The following is an 18165-nucleotide window of genomic DNA, read 5'->3' as shown; positions in this document are numbered from 1 at the left end:
GCACGTTTCAGGAACCATCGCTCATGACACAGACTTTAAGCCAGCTTGAAAACCGTGGCGCCTTCATTGAACGTCACATTGGGCCGGATGCTCAGCAACAGCAGGAGATGCTGAAGACGGTTGGCGCGGATTCATTAAACGCACTGATCGGCCAGATTGTGCCAAAAGACATCCAGCTTGCCACACCGCCTCAGGTGGGGGAAGCCACCACGGAATTCGCCGCGCTGGCGGAGCTGAAGGCTATTGCAGGCCTGAACAAGCGCTATAAGTCTTACATTGGCATGGGCTACACCAACGTGCAGTTGCCGCCGGTTATCCTGCGCAACATGCTGGAAAACCCGGGCTGGTACACCGCTTACACCCCGTATCAGCCAGAAGTCTCTCAGGGCCGCCTGGAAGCGCTGCTGAACTTCCAGCAGGTAACGCTGGATCTGACCGGTATGGATATCGCCTCCGCGTCTCTGCTGGACGAAGCGACCGCCGCCGCCGAAGCCATGGCGATGGCAAAACGCGTCAGCAAGCTGAAAAACGCTAACCGCTTCTTCGTGGCGGCGGACGTGCATCCGCAGACGCTGGATGTGGTGCGCACCCGTGCGGAAACCTTCGGCTTTGACGTGATTGTCGACGACGCTGACAAGGTGCTGGATCACCAGGACGTCTTCGGCGTGCTGTTGCAGCAGGTGGGCACCACTGGTGAGGTGCATGATTACAGCGCGCTGATTGCCGAGCTGAAATCCCGTAAAGTGGTTGTCAGCGTTGCTGCCGATTTTATGGCGCTGGTGCTGCTGACGGCGCCAGGCAAACAGGGCGCGGACATTGTCTTCGGCTCTGCGCAGCGCTTCGGCGTACCGATGGGCTACGGCGGCCCGCACGCGGCGTTCTTCGGCGCGAAAGATGAATTCAAACGCTCCATGCCTGGCCGCATCATCGGCGTATCGAAAGATGCCGCCGGTAACACCGCGCTGCGCATGGCGATGCAGACCCGCGAGCAGCATATTCGCCGCGAGAAAGCGAACTCCAATATCTGTACCTCCCAGGTGCTGCTGGCCAACATCGCCAGCCTGTATGCCGTGTTCCACGGCCCGGCTGGCCTGAAACGCATTGCCAGCCGCATTCACCGCCTGGCGGATATTCTGGCCTGCGGCCTGCAGCAGAAAGGCCTTAAGCTGCGCCATGGCCACTACTTCGACACGCTGTGTGTGGACGTGGCGGACAAAGCGGCCGTGCTGGCTCGTGCGAATGCAGCAGAGATCAACCTGCGCAGCGACATCCACAACGCCGTCGGCATTACGCTGGATGAAAGCACCACCCGCGACGATATCCTGAACCTGTTCAGCGTGCTGCTGGGTGACGCGCACGGTCTGGACATTGACGCGCTCGACAAAGAGGTCGCGCTCGACAGCCGCTCCATTCAGGAAAGCATGCTGCGTAACGATGCCATCCTGACGCACCCGGTCTTTAATCGCTATCACAGCGAAACCGAGATGATGCGTTACATGCACTCACTGGAGCGCAAAGATCTGGCGCTGAATCAGGCGATGATCCCGCTGGGTTCCTGCACCATGAAGCTGAACGCCGCTGCAGAGATGATCCCAATCACCTGGCCTGAATTCTCCGAGCTTCACCCGTTCTGCCCGCCAGAGCAGGCGGAAGGTTATCATATGATGATCAACCAGCTTTCCGACTGGCTTGTGAAGCTGACCGGCTATGACGCGCTCTGCATGCAGCCGAACTCCGGCGCGCAGGGGGAATACGCGGGTCTGCTGGCAATCCGTCACTACCACGAAAGCCGCAACGAAGGGCACCGCGATATCTGCCTGATCCCAAGCTCCGCGCACGGCACCAACCCGGCCTCTGCCCAGATGGCGGGCATGGAAGTGGTGGTCGTGGCGTGCGATAAGAACGGCAACATCGATTTGGCCGACCTGCGCGCGAAAGCCGAGCAGGCGGGCGACAAGCTCTCCTGCATCATGGTGACCTATCCGTCCACCCACGGCGTGTACGAAGAGACCATCCGCGAAGTGTGCGAAGTGGTGCATCAGTTCGGCGGTCAGGTATACCTCGACGGCGCGAACATGAATGCGCAGGTGGGCATTACCTCTCCGGGCTTTATCGGTGCAGACGTGTCGCACCTGAACCTACACAAAACCTTCTGCATCCCGCACGGCGGTGGCGGCCCGGGCATGGGTCCTATCGGCGTGAAAGCGCACCTGGCGCCGTTTGTCCCAGGCCACAGCGTTGTGCAGATCGAAGGCATGCTGACCCGTCAGGGCGCGGTCTCTGCGGCACCGTTCGGCAGCGCCTCTATCCTGCCAATCAGCTGGATGTACATCCGCATGATGGGCGCGGAAGGGCTGAAGCAGGCGAGCCAGGTGGCGATCCTGAATGCCAACTACATTGCGACTCGCCTGAAGTCTGCCTTCCCGGTGCTCTATACCGGCCGCGACGGTCGCGTGGCGCACGAGTGCATTCTGGATATTCGTCCGCTGAAAGAGCAGACCGGCATTAGCGAGCTGGATATCGCCAAGCGCCTGATCGACTACGGTTTCCACGCGCCAACCATGTCGTTCCCGGTAGCGGGTACGCTGATGGTGGAGCCAACGGAGTCCGAGAGCAAAGCCGAGCTGGACCGCTTTATCGACGCGATGCTGGCCATCCGCATGGAGATCGATCGCGTGCAGGACGGCGAATGGACGCTGGAAGATAACCCGCTGGTTAACGCCCCGCACACACAGCACGAAATGGTGGCAGAGTGGAACCACGGCTATTCCCGCGAGCTGGCGGTCTTCCCGGCAGGCGTGGCAAACAAATACTGGCCGACCGTGAAGCGTCTTGATGACGTGTACGGCGACCGTAACCTGTTCTGCTCCTGCGTGCCGATGAGCGAATACCAGTAATATTGCTGATGTAGTAATGTAGGCCGGGTAAGGCGAAGCCGCCACCCGGCTTTTTTATTGGGAGAAACGAATGGCTATTGCACTGGTTACCGGCGCGAGCCGGGGCATTGGGAAAGCCACCGCGCTGCAGCTGGCACGCGAAGGCTATACCGTGGCGGTGAACTACCATCACAACATTAAGGCCGCGACGGACGTTATCAAACAGATTGTCGATGCGGGTGGCAAAGCCTTCGCCGTTCGCGCAGACATTAGCGATGAAGCCCAGGTGCTGGCTATGTTTAACAGTATCGATCGTGAAGGTGAGCCGCTTACCGCGCTGGTCAATAATGCGGGGATTCTGTTTGAGCAATCGACTATCGAGAATCTATCCGCGGAGCGCATTAACCGCGTCCTGGCGACCAACGTTACGGGCTATTTTCTCTGCTGCCGGGAAGCGGTAAAGCGCATGTCCTTTAAACATGGCGGCAAGGGCGGGGCGGTAGTGAACGTCTCGTCAGCGGCGTCCCGCCTGGGCGCGCCGGGTGAATATGTGGATTATGCCGCGTCCAAGGGAGCGGTGGATTCGCTGACAACCGGTTTAGCGCTGGAGGTGGCGGCGCAGGGCATTCGCGTAAACTGCGTGCGACCGGGACTGATTTATACCGACATCCACGCCTCAGGCGGGGAGCCGGGACGCGTGGATCGCGTGAAATCGCTGCTGCCGATGCAGCGCGGCGGCCAGCCGGAAGAGGTGGCCCAGGCAATTGTCTGGCTGCTGAGCGAGAAGGCGTCGTACGTGACGGGAAGTTTTATTGAGCTAGCGGGCGGGAAATAACCCCCTCACCCTAACCCTCTCCCAAAGGGAGAGGGGATCAATCGTAGGCCCGGTAAGCGCAGCGCCACCGGGCAAAAATTACAGCGCCTCGCCGTTGCTGGCAATCACGCCCTTATACCACTCGAAGCTTTTCTTGCGTGAACGCGACATGTCGCCCGTACCATCGTCGTGTTTATTCACGTAGATAAAGCCGTAGCGCTTGCTGTACTGACCGGTAGTGAACGACACGCAGTCGATACAGCCCCATGGCGTGTAGCCCATCAGATCCACGCCATCGTGCGTCACGGCTTTGATCATCTCTTCCACGTGGGCACGCAGGTAGTCGATACGATAGTCATCGTTGATGCTGCCGTCCTCTTCGACTTTATCGTAAGCGCCAAAACCGTTTTCAACGATAAACAGCGGCTTCTGGTAACGCTCATACAGTTCGCACAGAGAATAGCGCAGGCCTACCGGATCGATCTGCCAGCCCCAGTCGGACGCCTTCACGTGCGGGTTCGGCACGCTGCCCTCGAAACCGGAAATCGCATCCCCGGTGCCGCCCTCCGCTTTCACTGCGTTGGTCATGTAGTAGCTGAAACCTAAGTAATCGCAGGTACCTTCGCGCAGGATCTGCTCGTCGTTCGCCTCCATCCTGATGGAGAACCCGCGGCGCTCCCACTCATTCAGGACGTAAGACGGGTAGTAACCCCGCAGCTGGACGTCGGTAAAGACATAGCGCTCGCGCATGGATTCCTGGGCGAACATCACGTCTTCCGGCTTGCAGGAGAATGGATAGAGCGCCACCATGGCCAGCATGCAGCCGACTTTCATCTCCGGGTTGATGCGTCGCGCGGCTTTCACCGCCAGAGCGCTGGCCACAAACTGGTGGTGCAGCACCTGATACATGGTCTCTTCAGGATTTTCGTGTTCGGTATAGACCACACCTGAGCAGCAGTAGCCGAACAGCGGCGCACGCCAGTTACGCTGGTTGTTTATTTCGTTGAAGGTCATCCAGTATTTGACCTTGTTTTTGTAGCGCTCAAAAACCACTTCCGCGAAGCGCACAAAGAAATCGACCACTTTACGGTTGGTCCAGCTGCCGTACTCCTGCACCAGGTGCAGCGGCATTTCGAAGTGGGAGAGGGTGATCACCGGTTCGATGTTGTACTTCAGCAGCTCATCGAACATGTCGTCGTAAAACTTCAGCCCCTCTTCGTTTGGCTGCGTTTCGTCACCCTTCGGGAAGATGCGCGTCCAGGCAACAGAGGTGCGGAAACACTTGAAGCCCATCTCGGCAAACAGCTTGATGTCTTCTTTATAGTGGCCATGGAAGTCGATGGCTTCATGGTTCGGGTAATATTTACCCGGCACCACGTTCTGCGTGATTTCACGCGGCACGCCGTGGGCGCCACCGGTCAATACGTCACAAATGCTGGGCCCTTTACCGCCTTTGTTCCAGCCGCCTTCAACCTGGTGAGCGGCAACGGCGCCACCCCATAAAAAATCTTTTGGTAAGGTCAATTTTTTCATCGCTGCTATTCTCAATAAATGGCTTATTGGCATCGAGTCTAGCAAAGGGAAATTAAATGTCACGATATAACAAATTGGGCATAATGTGATTTGTTACATCTAAAAAACAGGGTGTTTTATTCTGTGAGTTTCTTCGCCAGCTTACGCCCGAGAGATTCCAGAATATAGATGACGGGAATTTGCGTGGTAATATCGTAGACGCCCCCAATACGCGTCTGGGGCACATGCCAGGAGAGATTAAAGTCCGCCAGTTTTGCCAGGCGCGAGTGCTCGTGGCTGGTAATGGAGAGCACCTTGCAGTGATGCAGGCTGAACTGGCTGGCGAAGCGCAAGATCTCCTCGGTCTCGCCCGAAACCGAGAGCACAATCGCCAGCGCATTTTTTGCCATATCGTTGGTGACCGGGAAATAAGGGTCGTCAATATGGTTACTGAATTTTCCAATATTAGAAAAGAAACGTGCGCCATATTTTGCCAGCGAGCCCGATGTTCCCGCGCCGACGAATATAATTCGCTCGGAAGACAATATAATCTCTACAGCCTCATCTAATAATATATCGAACTCTTCATTGTTAACGCTTTTAAAGAAGCTGATAATTTCACTGGCACCGAAATTAGCCTGCTGGGGCTCATTCTGCTCTAAATAGAGCTTAAAGCGCACGCGAAACTCCGAGTAGCCTTCGCAGTTGAGTTTGCGGCAAAAGCGCAGGATAGTGGTGGTTGAGACGCCCGCCGCATCCGCCAGCTCGCGGATGGTCATGTACATCACTTTGTCACGATTTTTAATGACATAGTTGTAAACCATCATCTCCAGATTATTGAGACTGGCAATGGCGGAGTGGGAGAACATGCTCACAGTGGCTAAACTCACTCATCAGACTTTTCTTCAGGGAATAATAACATGCAGTCAAACGACATCACTTTTTTTCAGCGCTTTCAGGACGACATTCTGGCGGGACGTAAAACCATCACTATCCGGGATAAAAGTGAGTCCCATTTCAAAACCGGCGATATCCTGCGGGTAGGGCGTTATGAGGATGATGGTTACTTTTGCACCATCGAAGTCACTGGGACGTCGACCGTGACGCTCGCGACATTGACGCAAAAACACGCAGAACAGGAGAACATGACCCTGGATACGCTGAAAAACGTGATTGCAGAGATCTATCCCGATCAGGACCAGTTTTATGTGATTGATTTTAAACGTCTATAATTTAATTCGAAACGCGCGTTCGCTGAAATCAAAATGTAACTATCTGATTGTAATTTAGAAATGTTATGTTTAACTTTATTTTAGCTAACAGGTGTTCACTGGAATCATTCTCAGTTAGCATAGTCTTGCGATGAATAATCATCTTTTGTTTTCCCGGAGTTTTGTATGGTGAGCAGACCATTAATCGCACAGGGATATTCGCTGGCTGAGGAAATAGCCAACAGCATCAGCCACGGCATTGGCCTGGTGTTTGGGATTGTCGGTTTAGTGTTATTGCTGGTGCAGGCGGTTGACGCCAATGCCAGCGCGATGGCCATTACCAGCTACAGCCTGTATGGCGGGAGTATGATCCTGCTGTTCCTGGCGTCTACGCTGTATCACGCGGTTCCGCATCAGCGGGCTAAGATGTGGCTCAAGAAATTTGACCACTGCGCGATCTATCTTCTTATTGCAGGCACCTACACGCCGTTTCTGCTGGTGGGGCTCAATTCACCGCTCTCGCGTGGCCTGATGATTGTAATCTGGAGTCTGGCGCTGCTGGGGATCCTGTTTAAGCTGACCATCGCACACCGCTTTAAGGTGCTGTCGCTGGTCACCTATCTGACGATGGGCTGGCTGTCGCTGATTGTGGTGTATCAGCTGGCGATTAAACTGGCGGTAGGGGGCGTGACGCTTCTGGCCTTAGGCGGCGTAGTGTATTCGCTCGGCGTGATTTTCTACGTCTGCAAGCGTATTCCATACAACCATGCCATCTGGCACGGCTTTGTACTGGGCGGCAGCGTGTGCCACTTTCTGGCGATTTATTTGTATGTGGGGCAGGTGTAGTTTGTTGTCGGGTGGCGGCTTCGCCTTACCCGACCTACGGGATCGGTAGGCCCGGTAAGCGCAGCGTCGCCGGGCGATACAGCATCACTCTTCCAGTGAATACGGCAGCGGCTCGATACTCAGCGTATTCGCGTCGTCGCGCACGCGGAACACGCTGTCGGCTTCCATGTCGTTATTCATAACGGCCTGCACCAGAAGACGTCCATCATCCAGCTGTACGGCGGCCAAAACAGTGCCGGTACGGCGCCAGTTTTCACCCATCTTCAGCTCTAAATCTTCTCCTGCTTCCGGTACGCGGCTGGCGTGGCCCGCGAGCGTCCACAGCGCGCGCTTGTTAGCCCCGCGGAATTTTGCCCGCGCAACCATCTCCTGGCCGGTGTAGCAGCCTTTTTTAAAGCTGATGCCGCCCAGCGCCTGCAGGTTGGTTGCCTGCGGAATAAACTGCGCGCTGTTTGCGGCGTCAATGACCGGCAAACCCGCTTCGATGTTCAGCGCCAGCCACTGTTGACTGCTGTTGAGCTGCGCTTCGCCGCGCAGCGCCTCGGTCACGCGTTCGGCAGTGGCGGCATCCGTGACTAACAGGAAACGCTCCGCCGGATGTTCAAACCACAGGATGGAGGTCGCGCCTTCGCTGACCACCTGCTTTTCTGCATCCGGCAGTTCGCTAAAGAGATTTTTCAATGCTGCACGCGCCTGGAAGCCCGCCACGCCCAGCAGGACATGTTCGTCGTCCGCGGCGATGGTGACTTTGGAAAAGACGGCGTACTTTTTCAGCTCTTTAAGCTGGGCATCACGCAGGCTGCGGCGCTCAATAAAGGCAAAGCCGTCCTGACGGCGGAACAGGCGCAGGTTGCTCCACATTTTGCCCTTGGGGTCGCAATGCGCGGCCAGCAGGTGCTGGTGTTCGGTCATCTGGCTGACGTCAGCGGTCACCTGGCCCTGCAGGTATTTTTCGGCGTCGGCACCGGAGAGCGTTGCCAGTGCCCAGTCATCAAGAGAAATAAGCGTCAGCGGCAGACGCGCAGAGGCGGCGGGCTGGCGAGGAGAAAATGGTGTAAATGCCATAACGATATCCTGAATTGCTTAACGCTTTGATAATACCTAATGGTAAAAGAGCCTGCAGGCAATGCAAGCGCTTTCAACAGGTCATTTGTGCCATAAACCGGTTATGCGTAGCGCTACGCAAAATAGTGTAATCCGCTGTCTTTGTAGGGATTATTCTGGAAGCCAGCTCGTCGATCGCAATATTCCAGTAAAGAAACGGTCAAAAACACGTTACACTAGCTGGTGTCCCCGTAGAGAAATTAAGAACACGGAACGGGGTGCCGACTGTGCCAAACGTAATGCAGGAAACTGAACATGGATATTAACAACAAGGCCCGTATTCACTGGGCGTGCCGTCGCGGCATGCGTGAACTTGATATTTCCATTATGCCTTTCTTCGAATATGAGTATGACAGCTTAAGCGATGAGGATAAGCGTCTGTTTGTTCGCCTGCTTGAGTCTGACGACCCGGATTTATTCAACTGGCTGATGAACCACGGCAAACCCGCCGACACCGAGTTGCAACGGATGGTGCAATTAATTCAAACACGGAATCGGGAACGTGGTCCTGTGGCAATCTGATCTTCGCGTCTCGTGGCGCTCGCAGTGGATGTCCTTATTGCTCCACGGCCTGGTTGCGGCCTTAGTGCTACTAATGCCGTGGCCGCTGAGCTATACGCCTCTGTGGCTGCTATTGCTTTCGTTTGTCGTTTTCGACAGCGTACGCAGCCAGCGTCGCATCAATGCCCGTCAGGGAGAGATCAAATTACTGATGGATTCCCGCCTGCGCTGGCAGGGAAAAGAGTGGGATATTGTCGGTATGCCCTGGATGCTTAACTCCGGCATGATGTTGCGGTTACGCAATGTAGACGGCGGGCGTTGCCAGCATCTGTGGCTGGCGGCTGACAGTATGGATGCTGCCGAGTGGCGAGACCTGCGCCGGATGTTATTGCAACAGACGACGCAGGGGTAATACGCGTTAGCTAAACTTTTCTGCCATTTCGCCCAGAATCTGCTCGCACCAGGTTTGCAGGCGCTCATCGCTAAGATCGTACTGGTTGGTTTCATCCAGCGCGAGTCCAACAAACAGCTCGCCGTCGGCAATAATCGGTTTTTTACTGGTGAACTCGTAGCCTTCGGTTGGCCAGTAGCCGATGAACGACACCCCTTTTGGCGCCAGTTTGTCGTGCAGCATGCCGAGAGCGTCCAGGAACCATTCCCCGTAACCCAGCTGATCCCCCATGCCGTACATGGCAACGATTTTGCCGTCGAGGTTGAGCGTATCAAGCTGGTCCCAGATGGCTTCCCAGTCTTCCTGTATCTCGCCGAAATCCCATGTCGGGATGCCGAGGATCAACACGTCGTACTGCTCCATCAGCGTGAGCGCGTCATCTTTCAGGTTATGCAACGTCACCAGTTCCGGGCCAATGATGTCGCGAATTTTCTCTGCCGCCATTTCGGTGTAGCAGGTGCTGGAACCATAAAACAGACCAATATTCATCGCGTATCTATCTCAATTCTTGCTTTGACTTTGCGCGTAGTGTACCAGAAACAGCTCGCAATCAGGCATAATGGCCTGACTGCAGAATCAAAGGGGCCATTGTGGAAAAGGATCTCGCACTGATCGAACAGTTTCTCGATGCACTGTGGCTGGAGAAAAATCTGGCTGAGAATACGCTCAGCGCCTACCGTCGCGATCTCACCATGCTGGTGGAGTGGCTTGCGCACCGCGGGTTGTCCCTGGCGAGCGCGCAAAGCGACGATCTGCAGGCGCTGCTTGGGGAACGTATCGCGGGGGGCTACAAAGCCACCAGCTCCGCACGTTTGCTTAGCGCAATGCGTCGCCTGTTCCAGCACCTTTACCGGGAGAAAATTCGCGAAGACGATCCCAGCGCGCTGCTGGCGTCCCCCAAACTCCCGCAGCGGCTGCCGAAAGATCTCAGCGAAGCACAAGTTGAGAGATTATTACAGTCACCGGCTGTTGACCTGCCGCTGGAGTTACGCGATAAAGCCATGCTTGAGCTATTGTATGCTACCGGCTTGCGCGTTTCGGAACTGGTTGGCCTGACGATGAGCGACATAAGCCTGCGTCAGGGCGTGGTGCGTGTCATCGGCAAAGGAAACAAGGAAAGACTGGTACCGCTGGGGGAAGAGGCGGTTTACTGGCTGGAAACGTATCTGGAGCATGGTCGCCCGTGGTTGCTCAACGGGGTGTCTATCGACGTTCTTTTTCCGAGCCAGCGCGCGCAGCAGATGACCCGGCAAACGTTCTGGCATCGCATTAAGCATTACGCCACGCTGGCCGGTATCGACAGTGAAAAGCTGTCGCCGCACGTATTGCGTCATGCCTTCGCGACGCATCTGTTAAACCACGGCGCTGATTTACGCGTGGTGCAGATGCTGCTGGGACACAGCGATCTTTCCACGACGCAAATTTACACCCATGTCGCGACGGAACGCCTGCGGCAGCTACACCAACAGCACCACCCTCGTGCGTGAGTGCCGACGAATTGTAACAGGATCAACTATGAAAAAGTCTTTCGCGCTGTTCACCCTGCTGGCAGCCTCATTTACCGGTTTCGCCCATGCTGACGACGCCGCCATCAAACAGTCGCTGGCCAAGCTTGGCGTCACCGGTAGCGATATTCAGCCTGCGCCGGTTGCCGGCATGAAAACGGTGCTGACCAACAGCGGCGTGCTGTACGTTACCGAAGACGGCAAGCACATTATTCAGGGGCCAATGTACGACGTGAGCGGCGCGCAGCCGGTCAACGTTACCAACCAGCTGCTAATGAAAAACCTGAACGCGCTCGAAAAAGAGATGATCGTCTATAAAGCCGCGCAGGAAAAACACGTCATTACCGTCTTCACCGACATCACCTGCGGCTACTGCCACAAGCTGCATGAAGAGATGAAAGACTACAACGCGCTGGGCATTACCGTGCGTTACCTGGCCTTCCCACGCGCGGGCGTGCAGAGCCAGCCGGAGCAGGACATGAAGGCTATCTGGTGTGCAAAAGAACGCAACAAAGCGTTTGACGACGCGATGAACGGTAAAGGGGTTAAACCCGCTTCCTGCGACATTGATATCGCTAACCACTACGCGCTGGGCGTGCAGTTTGGCGTGAACGGTACGCCAGCGATTGTCCTGAGCAACGGCTATGTTGTTCCGGGCTATCAGGGACCAAAAGAGATGAAAGAGTTCCTCGACGCGCACCAGAAACAGTTTGGTGGTAAATAATCCGCGTGAAAGCCCCCATAAAATTGCGCCGCCGCGAGGCGGTTGAACAGGTTGATTTGCCGGACGATCTCCCTGCGCTGCTGAAGCGCCTCTACGCCAGCCGCGGCGTGCGTTCCGCTGAGGATCTTGAACGCAGCGTAAAAGGGATGCTGCCGTGGCAGCAGCTGAACGGTATCGAAAAAGCCACCGACATGCTCTACAACGCGCTGCGTGAAGGAACGCGCATTGTGGTGGTAGGGGACTTTGATGCCGACGGCGCAACCAGCACCGCGCTGAGCGTGCTCAGCCTGCGCGCGCTGGGCTGCGATAACGTCACCTATCTGGTGCCGAACCGTTTTGAAGACGGCTACGGCCTCAGCCCGGAAGTGGTCGATCAGGCCCACGCCCGCGGTGCGCAGATGATCATGACCGTGGATAACGGCATCTCCTCCCATGCGGGTGTCGATCATGCTCATGCGCTGGGGATCCCGGTGCTGGTCACCGATCACCACCTGCCGGGCGAAACGCTGCCGGATGCGGAAGCCATCATTAACCCGAACCTGCGCGACTGCGATTTCCCCTCGAAATCGCTGGCCGGCGTGGGGGTGGCGTTTTATCTGATGCTGGCGTTGCGTACCCTGTTACGCGACAAGGGCTGGTTCGATTCTCGCGGTATTGCCGTGCCGAACCTGGCCGAATACCTTGACCTGGTGGCGCTGGGTACGGTAGCGGACGTGGTCCCGCTCGATACCAATAACCGCATTTTGACCTGGCAGGGCTTAAGCCGCATTCGGGCGGGCAAGTGCCGCCCGGGGATCAAGGCGCTGCTGGAGATTGCCAACCGCGATCCGCTCAAGCTGGCGGCAAGCGATTTGGGCTTTGCCCTCGGGCCGCGCCTGAACGCTGCCGGAAGGCTGGACGATATGTCCGTCGGGGTCGCGCTGCTGCTGTGCGACAACATTGGTGAAGCGCGCGTGCTGGCCAACGAGCTGGACGCCCTGAACCAGACCCGTAAAGAGATTGAGCAGGGAATGCAGGCCGAAGCGCTGACCCTGTGCGAAAAGCTTGAGCGCAGCGGCGAAACGCTGCCGGGTGGTCTGGCGATGTACCATCCCGAGTGGCACCAGGGCGTGGTCGGCATACTGGCGTCGCGCATTAAAGAGCGTTTCCACCGGCCGGTGATTGCGTTCGCCCCGGCAGGCGACGGCACGCTGAAAGGCTCTGGCCGTTCGATTCAGGGGCTGCACATGCGCGACGCGCTGGAGCGGCTTGACACGCTGTATCCGGGTCTGATGATCAAGTTCGGCGGCCATGCGATGGCGGCGGGCCTGTCGCTGGAAGAGGCGAAGTTCGACGAGTTTCAGCGCCTCTTTGGTGAGCTAGTGACCGAGTGGATTGACCCGGCCCTGTTGCAGGGGGAAGTGGTGTCCGACGGCGAGCTCTCACCGCTTGAGATGACGATGGACGTGGCGCAAATGCTGCGCGATGCTGGCCCGTGGGGGCAGATGTTCCCGGAACCGTTGTTCGACGGCCGTTTCCGCCTGTTGCAGCAGCGTATCGTCGGCGAACGTCATCTGAAGGTGATGGTCGAGCCCGTGGGCGGTGGACCGCTGCTGGACGGCATTGCCTTCAACGTTGACACGGCGGTATGGCCGGACAACGGCGTGCGCGAGGTTGAGCTGGCGTACAAACTGGACATCAACGAGTTTCGCGGTAACCGCACCCTTCAGATCATCATCGACAATATCTGGCCAATTTAGCGGCAGTAATCTCTATAAAAAAGGGCGTGGATTCGGTACAATCCCGCTCTTATCACCGCATTTTGACAAGTCCATAAAAGAAAACAGACCATGTTTGAAATTAATCCGGTAAAAAACCGTATTCAGGACCTCACGGAGCGCTCTGACGTTCTTAGGGGGTATCTTTGACTACGATGCCAAGAAAGAGCGTCTTGAAGAAGTAAACGCCGAGCTGGAACAGCCGGACGTCTGGAACGAACCTGAACGCGCACAGTCGCTGGGTAAAGAGCGTTCCTCTCTCGAAGCTATCGTAGATACGCTGGATCAAATGGCTCAGGGGCTGGAAGATGTTTCCGGTTTGCTGGAGCTGGCCGTTGAAGCCGACGACGAAGAAACCTTTAACGAAGCCGTGGCAGAACTCGACGTGCTGGAAGAGAAGCTGGCGCAGCTTGAATTCCGTCGTATGTTCTCCGGCGAATACGACAGCGCTGACTGCTATCTCGATATTCAGGCAGGTTCTGGCGGTACCGAAGCGCAGGACTGGGCCAGCATGCTGACGCGTATGTACCTGCGTTGGGCTGAAGCGCGCGGCTTCAAAACCGAAATTATCGAAGAGTCTGAAGGTGAAGTTGCGGGTCTGAAATCCGTCACCATCAAGATCATCGGTGACTACGCTTACGGCTGGCTGCGTACCGAAACCGGCGTTCACCGCCTGGTGCGTAAGAGCCCGTTCGACTCCGGCGGTCGTCGTCATACTTCCTTCAGCTCCGCGTTTGTCTATCCGGAAGTTGATGAAGATATTGATATCGAAATTAACCCGGCGGACCTGCGTATCGACGTTTACCGTGCATCCGGCGCGGGTGGTCAGCACGTTAACCGTACGGAATCTGCGGTGCGTATTACCCACATTCCAACCGGGCTGGTAACGCAGTGCCAGAACGACCGTTCCCAGCATAAGAACAAAGACCAGGCCATGAAGCAGATGAAAGCGAAGCTTTATGAGCTGGAGATGCAGAAGAAAAATGCTGAGAAACAGGCGATGGAAGATAACAAGTCTGACATCGGTTGGGGCAGCCAGATCCGTTCTTACGTCCTTGATGACTCCCGCATCAAAGACCTGCGTACCGGGGTTGAAACCCGCAACACGCAGGCGGTGCTGGACGGCAGCCTGGACCAATTTATCGAAGCAAGTTTGAAAGCAGGGTTATGAGGAACCAACATGTCTGAACAACAAGCACAGGGCGCTGACGCGGTAGTCGATCTTAACAACGAACTGAAAACCCGCCGCGAGAAGCTGGCAGCGCTGCGCGAGCAGGGCGTGCCGTTCCCGAACGATTTTCGTCGTGACCACACCTCAGACCAACTGCACGCAGACTTCGACGCTAAAGAGAACGAAGAGCTGGAAGCGCTGAACGTTGAAGTGGCCGTTGCAGGCCGCATGATGACCCGTCGTATTATGGGTAAAGCCTCCTTCGTGACTCTGCAGGACGTTGGCGGCCGTATTCAGCTGTACGTTTCCCGTGACGATCTGCCGGAAGGCATCTACAACGAGCAGTTCAAGAAGTGGGACCTGGGCGATATCCTGGGTGCGAAAGGTAAGCTGTTCAAAACCAAAACCGGTGAACTGTCTATCCACTGCACCGGGCTGCGTCTGCTGACCAAAGCCCTGCGCCCGCTGCCGGACAAATTCCACGGCCTGCAGGATCAGGAAGCGCGCTATCGTCAGCGCTACCTGGATCTCATCTCTAACGATGAATCCCGCAAGACCTTCAAAATTCGCTCCCAGATCATGGCCGGTATTCGCCAGTTCATGGTTAACCGCGACTTTATGGAAGTAGAAACCCCGATGATGCAGGTGATCCCCGGCGGCGCGTCTGCGCGTCCGTTCATCACCCATCACAACGCCCTGGACCTGGACATGTACCTGCGTATCGCGCCGGAACTGTACCTGAAGCGTCTGGTGGTTGGTGGTTTTGACCGCGTGTTCGAGATCAACCGTAACTTCCGTAACGAAGGTATCTCCGTTCGTCATAACCCAGAGTTCACCATGATGGAACTCTATATGGCGTATGCGGATTACAAAGATCTGATCGAACTGACTGAATCCCTGTTCCGTACCCTGGCGCAGGATATTCTGGGCACCACGCAGGTCCCTTACGGTGAAGAAGTCTTCGACTTCGGCAAGCCGTTCGAAAAACTGACCATGCGCGAAGCGATCAAGAAATACCGTCCGGAAACCAACATGGCCGATCTGGATAACTTCGATTCTGCGAAAGCGATCGCGGAAAGCATCGGTATCAAGGTTGAGAAGAGCTGGGGTCTGGGCCGTATCGTGACCGAGATCTTCGAAGAAGTGGCCGAAGCGCACCTGATTCAGCCGACCTTCATCACCGAATACCCGGCTGAAGTCTCTCCGCTGGCGCGTCGTAATGACGAGAACCCGGAAATTACCGATCGCTTTGAGTTCTTCATCGGCGGCCGCGAAATCGGCAACGGCTTTAGCGAGCTGAACGATGCGGAAGACCAGGCTCAGCGCTTCCAGGATCAGGTTGACGCGAAAGCGGCAGGCGACGACGAAGCGATGTTCTTCGACGAAGACTACGTGACCGCGCTGGAGCACGGTCTGCCGCCAACGGCGGGTCTGGGTATTGGTATCGACCGTATGGTGATGCTGTTCACCAACAGCCACACCATCCGTGACGTGATCCTGTTCCCGGCGATGCGCCCGGTGAAATAAGACGCTAAGATGTGAAAAAAGCCCCGAAAGGGGCTTTTTTATTGCGCGGCGAACGCTCTGAGGGCGTCTCGCGCGGCCGTCGCTTCCAGCACCATCCACGGGCTAAAGCTCCAGGGTGCGGCATCCAGGGCGCGGAATAACGATTCCAGCGTAACCCACTCGAAGGCCATCACTTCATCGTGATTAATCCGCAGTTCGCTGGTGATGCGGGCCGCGAATACCGGGCAAATTTCGTTTTCAACGATCCCGGAAGGATCGGTTTCGCGGTAACGAAACTCGGACGCCACGGGGGTGATATCGGTAATTTCAGCGCCGATCTCAAAGCGGCAGCGCCGGATAATGGCCTCTTCCGTCGCGTCACCCGATTGCGGGTGTCCACAGACGGAGTTCGTCCAGACGCCCGGCCAGGCTTTTTTGCTTAACGCGCGCCGGGTCACCAGACATTCACCGCTGGCGTTAAACAGCCAGGAGGAGAACGCCAGATGCAGAGGGGTTTGGGTCGTGTGCGCGGCGTACTTTTCCTGAGTGCCAATCACCATTCCCTGGTCATTTACCAAAATAACGTGTTCTTGAATACTCATTCCTGCTCCAGTGCCAACGATGCGGATGGTTCTGCACCATCAGCAGGACGGTATTATACGGCATTCTTATACGAACGGTTTGTCTCCAGGAGCGGAAAAGGGCTGACCCTTATCTCTCCGGGCTGGTATTATAGGCCGCCATTCACGCTGACCGAGGATCTGTTTTGTTTGCAGGAAGCCTGACGAGAAACCCCATCACCGCCATTTTTTGCCTGACGCTGACGCTTTTACTGGCAGGCTGTTCAGGAAGCAAATCGTCGGATATGGGCAGCTATTCCGGTTCGGTCTATACCGTTAAGCGCGGGGATACGCTGTATCGCATTTCGCGCGCAACGGGGACCAGCGTGAAGGACCTGGCACGGCTGAATAATATTTCTCCGCCCTACACCATTGAGGTGGGGCAGCAGCTGAAGGTTAGCGGCGGATCGTCCTCAGGCAAAAAATCCTCCTCAAAGGGCAAAACCGCTAAGGTGACGCCGTCTTACGCGGTGCCGCAGTCATCCTGGCCGCCGGTCGGTCAACGCTGCTGGATCTGGCCTGCCAGCGGTAAAGTGGTGCTGCCGTACTCCCTGTCTGAGGGCGGTAACAAAGGCATCGATATCGCTGCCGCGCGCGGTACACCGGTTTATGCTTCCGGTGCCGGGAAGGTGGTGTACGTCGGTAACCAGCTGCGCGGCTACGGTAACCTGATCATGATTAAGCATGGCGAAGACTACATCACGGCCTATGCGCACAACGACACGATGCTGGTGAACAACGGGCAGAACGTCAAAGCAGGGCAGAAGATTGCCACTATGGGCAGCACGGGCACGGACTCGGTGAAGCTGCACTTCCAGATTCGCTATAAGGCAACGGCCATCGATCCGCAGCGTTATCTTCCTGCGCCCGGCAGTAAGCCGAAGTGCTAAGTGATTATTTAATCGCCGGTTAGTTGTGAAGAGGCTTGTATGAAGAGGCGTAAGGTCTATAATGCCTTACGCACCACAAAGCGGGCGTAGTTCAATGGTAGAACGAGAGCTTCCCAAGCTCTATACGAGGGTTCGATTCCCTTCGCCCGCTCCAGCTTCACGTCTACTACTCTCAATTTTCCCAGAATAAATCAGCAGTCTCAGCATTCCACAATGGGATAACTATGTTACTGATCTTTGGCGGTCTGCCCGGCACCGGGAAATCAACCATTGCTCGTCGCCAGCCCGGGGAGAGGCCCCGACCGAGAACGCCATAGGTATCTATCTGGGTCAGCGTCCTGGCGATTGGACAGCACGTCTGTTTAAAGGCCGTAACGTCCATAGCCTGTTCAATATCCCTATTGGTAAACACCGTTACCAGAGCAATAACTTTTTTCATAGCATTTTCTTCCTGGTTTTAAGTAAGGACAGGTTGTCCCGGTATTCTATTGCCTGGAATAACTTATAAGAAATATCAGACAGAGTCGGATAATAAAATTTCTATTTGATTGTATTAAATGTATTTCATTTAAGATTGTTGATGGCTATTGAAAAGTAATTAGTTGAGTTCTTTATTTAAATGTCCAGTATTTAGGTTTTTTTATTCTGCATGAATTTAAATTGCAAAATGCCCGGCG

At 55.9% G+C, this 18165-nt stretch carries 18 protein-coding genes and 1 tRNA gene; 13 read left to right on the top strand and 6 right to left on the bottom strand.

What is annotated here, in order from left to right; all coding sequences use genetic code 11:
• The first annotated feature begins 23 nt into the window (after nt 1-23).
• Together gcvP and AC3WOK_RS11350 are read left to right on the top strand one after the other, a co-directional pair.
• On the top strand, nt 24-2897 hold the full coding sequence (gene gcvP / locus AC3WOK_RS11355; RefSeq protein ID WP_447856165.1) for an aminomethyl-transferring glycine dehydrogenase: 2874 nt from the start codon (nt 24-26) through the stop codon (nt 2895-2897).
• 70 nt (nt 2898-2967) lie between these two features.
• Nucleotides 2968-3711, top strand: coding sequence for an SDR family oxidoreductase (locus AC3WOK_RS11350; protein WP_492354541.1), 744 nt, complete (start codon nt 2968-2970; stop codon nt 3709-3711).
• Between the two features lie 78 nt (nt 3712-3789).
• Here the strand turns inward: AC3WOK_RS11350 and AC3WOK_RS11345 are convergent, their stop codons facing one another.
• A complete protein-coding gene (locus AC3WOK_RS11345; RefSeq protein ID WP_492354540.1) occupies nt 3790-5223 on the bottom strand; it encodes a 6-phospho-beta-glucosidase in 1434 nt (477 codons plus the stop codon).
• 116 nt (nt 5224-5339) lie between these two features.
• Entirely contained in the window at nt 5340-6071 is a 732-nt protein-coding gene (locus tag AC3WOK_RS11340; protein WP_252000882.1) for a MurR/RpiR family transcriptional regulator, read from the bottom strand.
• Between the two features lie 51 nt (nt 6072-6122).
• Here AC3WOK_RS11340 and yqfB point away from each other — a divergent pair, with 51 nt between their 5' ends.
• Complete coding sequence (gene yqfB / locus AC3WOK_RS11335; RefSeq protein ID WP_492354539.1) at nt 6123-6434, top strand: N(4)-acetylcytidine aminohydrolase; 312 nt, start codon at nt 6123-6125, stop codon at nt 6432-6434.
• Between the two features lie 165 nt (nt 6435-6599).
• Nucleotides 6600-7259, top strand: a complete 660-nt coding sequence (trhA, locus tag AC3WOK_RS11330) for a PAQR family membrane homeostasis protein TrhA (protein WP_047347945.1) — start codon at nt 6600-6602, stop codon at nt 7257-7259.
• An 84-nt stretch (nt 7260-7343) separates the two neighbouring features.
• Here the strand turns inward: trhA and ygfZ are convergent, their stop codons facing one another.
• Entirely contained in the window at nt 7344-8324 is a 981-nt protein-coding gene (ygfZ, locus tag AC3WOK_RS11325) for a tRNA-modifying protein YgfZ (protein WP_447856163.1), read from the bottom strand.
• 294 nt (nt 8325-8618) lie between these two features.
• On the opposite strand from ygfZ, the gene sdhE reads away from it, so the two are divergent.
• Entirely contained in the window at nt 8619-8885 is a 267-nt protein-coding gene (sdhE, locus tag AC3WOK_RS11320; RefSeq protein ID WP_013098615.1) for an FAD assembly factor SdhE, read from the top strand.
• Nucleotides 8866-9276, top strand: a complete 411-nt coding sequence (locus tag AC3WOK_RS11315) for a protein YgfX (RefSeq protein ID WP_059311674.1) — start codon at nt 8866-8868, stop codon at nt 9274-9276. Before sdhE ends, AC3WOK_RS11315 begins: the two co-directional genes overlap by 20 nt.
• Nucleotides 9277-9282: 6 nt before the next feature.
• Here the strand turns inward: AC3WOK_RS11315 and fldB are convergent, their stop codons facing one another.
• Nucleotides 9283-9804 carry a flavodoxin FldB gene (gene fldB, locus AC3WOK_RS11310; RefSeq protein ID WP_059311675.1) on the bottom strand — a complete coding sequence of 174 codons (522 nt, stop codon included), beginning with the start codon at nt 9802-9804 and terminating at the stop codon, nt 9283-9285.
• Nucleotides 9805-9905: 101 nt separating this feature from the next.
• On the opposite strand from fldB, the gene xerD reads away from it, so the two are divergent.
• The 5 genes from xerD (at nt 9906) to lysS (ending at nt 15999) form a co-directional block, all read left to right on the top strand.
• Complete coding sequence (gene xerD, locus AC3WOK_RS11305; RefSeq protein WP_047347949.1) at nt 9906-10802, top strand: site-specific tyrosine recombinase XerD; 897 nt, start codon at nt 9906-9908, stop codon at nt 10800-10802.
• A 28-nt stretch (nt 10803-10830) separates the two neighbouring features.
• Entirely contained in the window at nt 10831-11544 is a 714-nt protein-coding gene (gene dsbC / locus AC3WOK_RS11300; protein ID WP_492354538.1) for a bifunctional protein-disulfide isomerase/oxidoreductase DsbC, read from the top strand.
• Nucleotides 11545-11549: 5 nt separating this feature from the next.
• On the top strand, nt 11550-13283 hold the full coding sequence (gene recJ / locus AC3WOK_RS11295) for a single-stranded-DNA-specific exonuclease RecJ (protein WP_063428499.1): 1734 nt from the start codon (nt 11550-11552) through the stop codon (nt 13281-13283).
• Between the two features lie 90 nt (nt 13284-13373).
• A protein-coding gene (gene prfB / locus AC3WOK_RS11290; protein ID WP_129995030.1) for a peptide chain release factor 2 occupies nt 13374-14472 on the top strand; the annotation gives its coding sequence in 2 pieces (ribosomal slippage) (nt 13374-13448 and nt 13450-14472; 1098 coding nt in all).
• Between the two features lie 9 nt (nt 14473-14481).
• On the top strand, nt 14482-15999 hold the full coding sequence (gene lysS / locus AC3WOK_RS11285) for a lysine--tRNA ligase (protein ID WP_492354537.1): 1518 nt from the start codon (nt 14482-14484) through the stop codon (nt 15997-15999).
• A gap of 38 nt (nt 16000-16037) precedes the next feature.
• Here the strand turns inward: lysS and idi are convergent, their stop codons facing one another.
• On the bottom strand, nt 16038-16580 hold the full coding sequence (gene idi, locus AC3WOK_RS11280) for an isopentenyl-diphosphate Delta-isomerase (protein WP_492354536.1): 543 nt from the start codon (nt 16578-16580) through the stop codon (nt 16038-16040).
• Nucleotides 16581-16744: 164 nt separating this feature from the next.
• Between idi and actS the strand changes: the two genes are divergently transcribed.
• Both actS and AC3WOK_RS11270 read left to right on the top strand, forming a co-directional pair.
• Nucleotides 16745-17488 (top strand): amidase activator ActS, encoded by a 744-nt coding sequence (gene actS / locus AC3WOK_RS11275; RefSeq protein ID WP_059311680.1) that lies wholly within the window; start codon nt 16745-16747, stop codon nt 17486-17488.
• A gap of 80 nt (nt 17489-17568) precedes the next feature.
• A tRNA-Gly gene (locus AC3WOK_RS11270) sits at nt 17569-17642 on the top strand.
• 18 nt (nt 17643-17660) lie between these two features.
• Here AC3WOK_RS11270 and AC3WOK_RS11265 read toward each other — a convergent pair.
• Entirely contained in the window at nt 17661-17927 is a 267-nt protein-coding gene (locus AC3WOK_RS11265; RefSeq protein WP_063428517.1) for a hypothetical protein, read from the bottom strand.
• Nucleotides 17928-18165: the final 238 nt, after the last annotated feature.

The organism is Enterobacter sp. FW301-JW81 (assembly GCF_058788735.1).
Note: the sequence above shows the minus strand (reverse complement) of the source record. Positions and strands in the feature narration are given on the sequence as shown.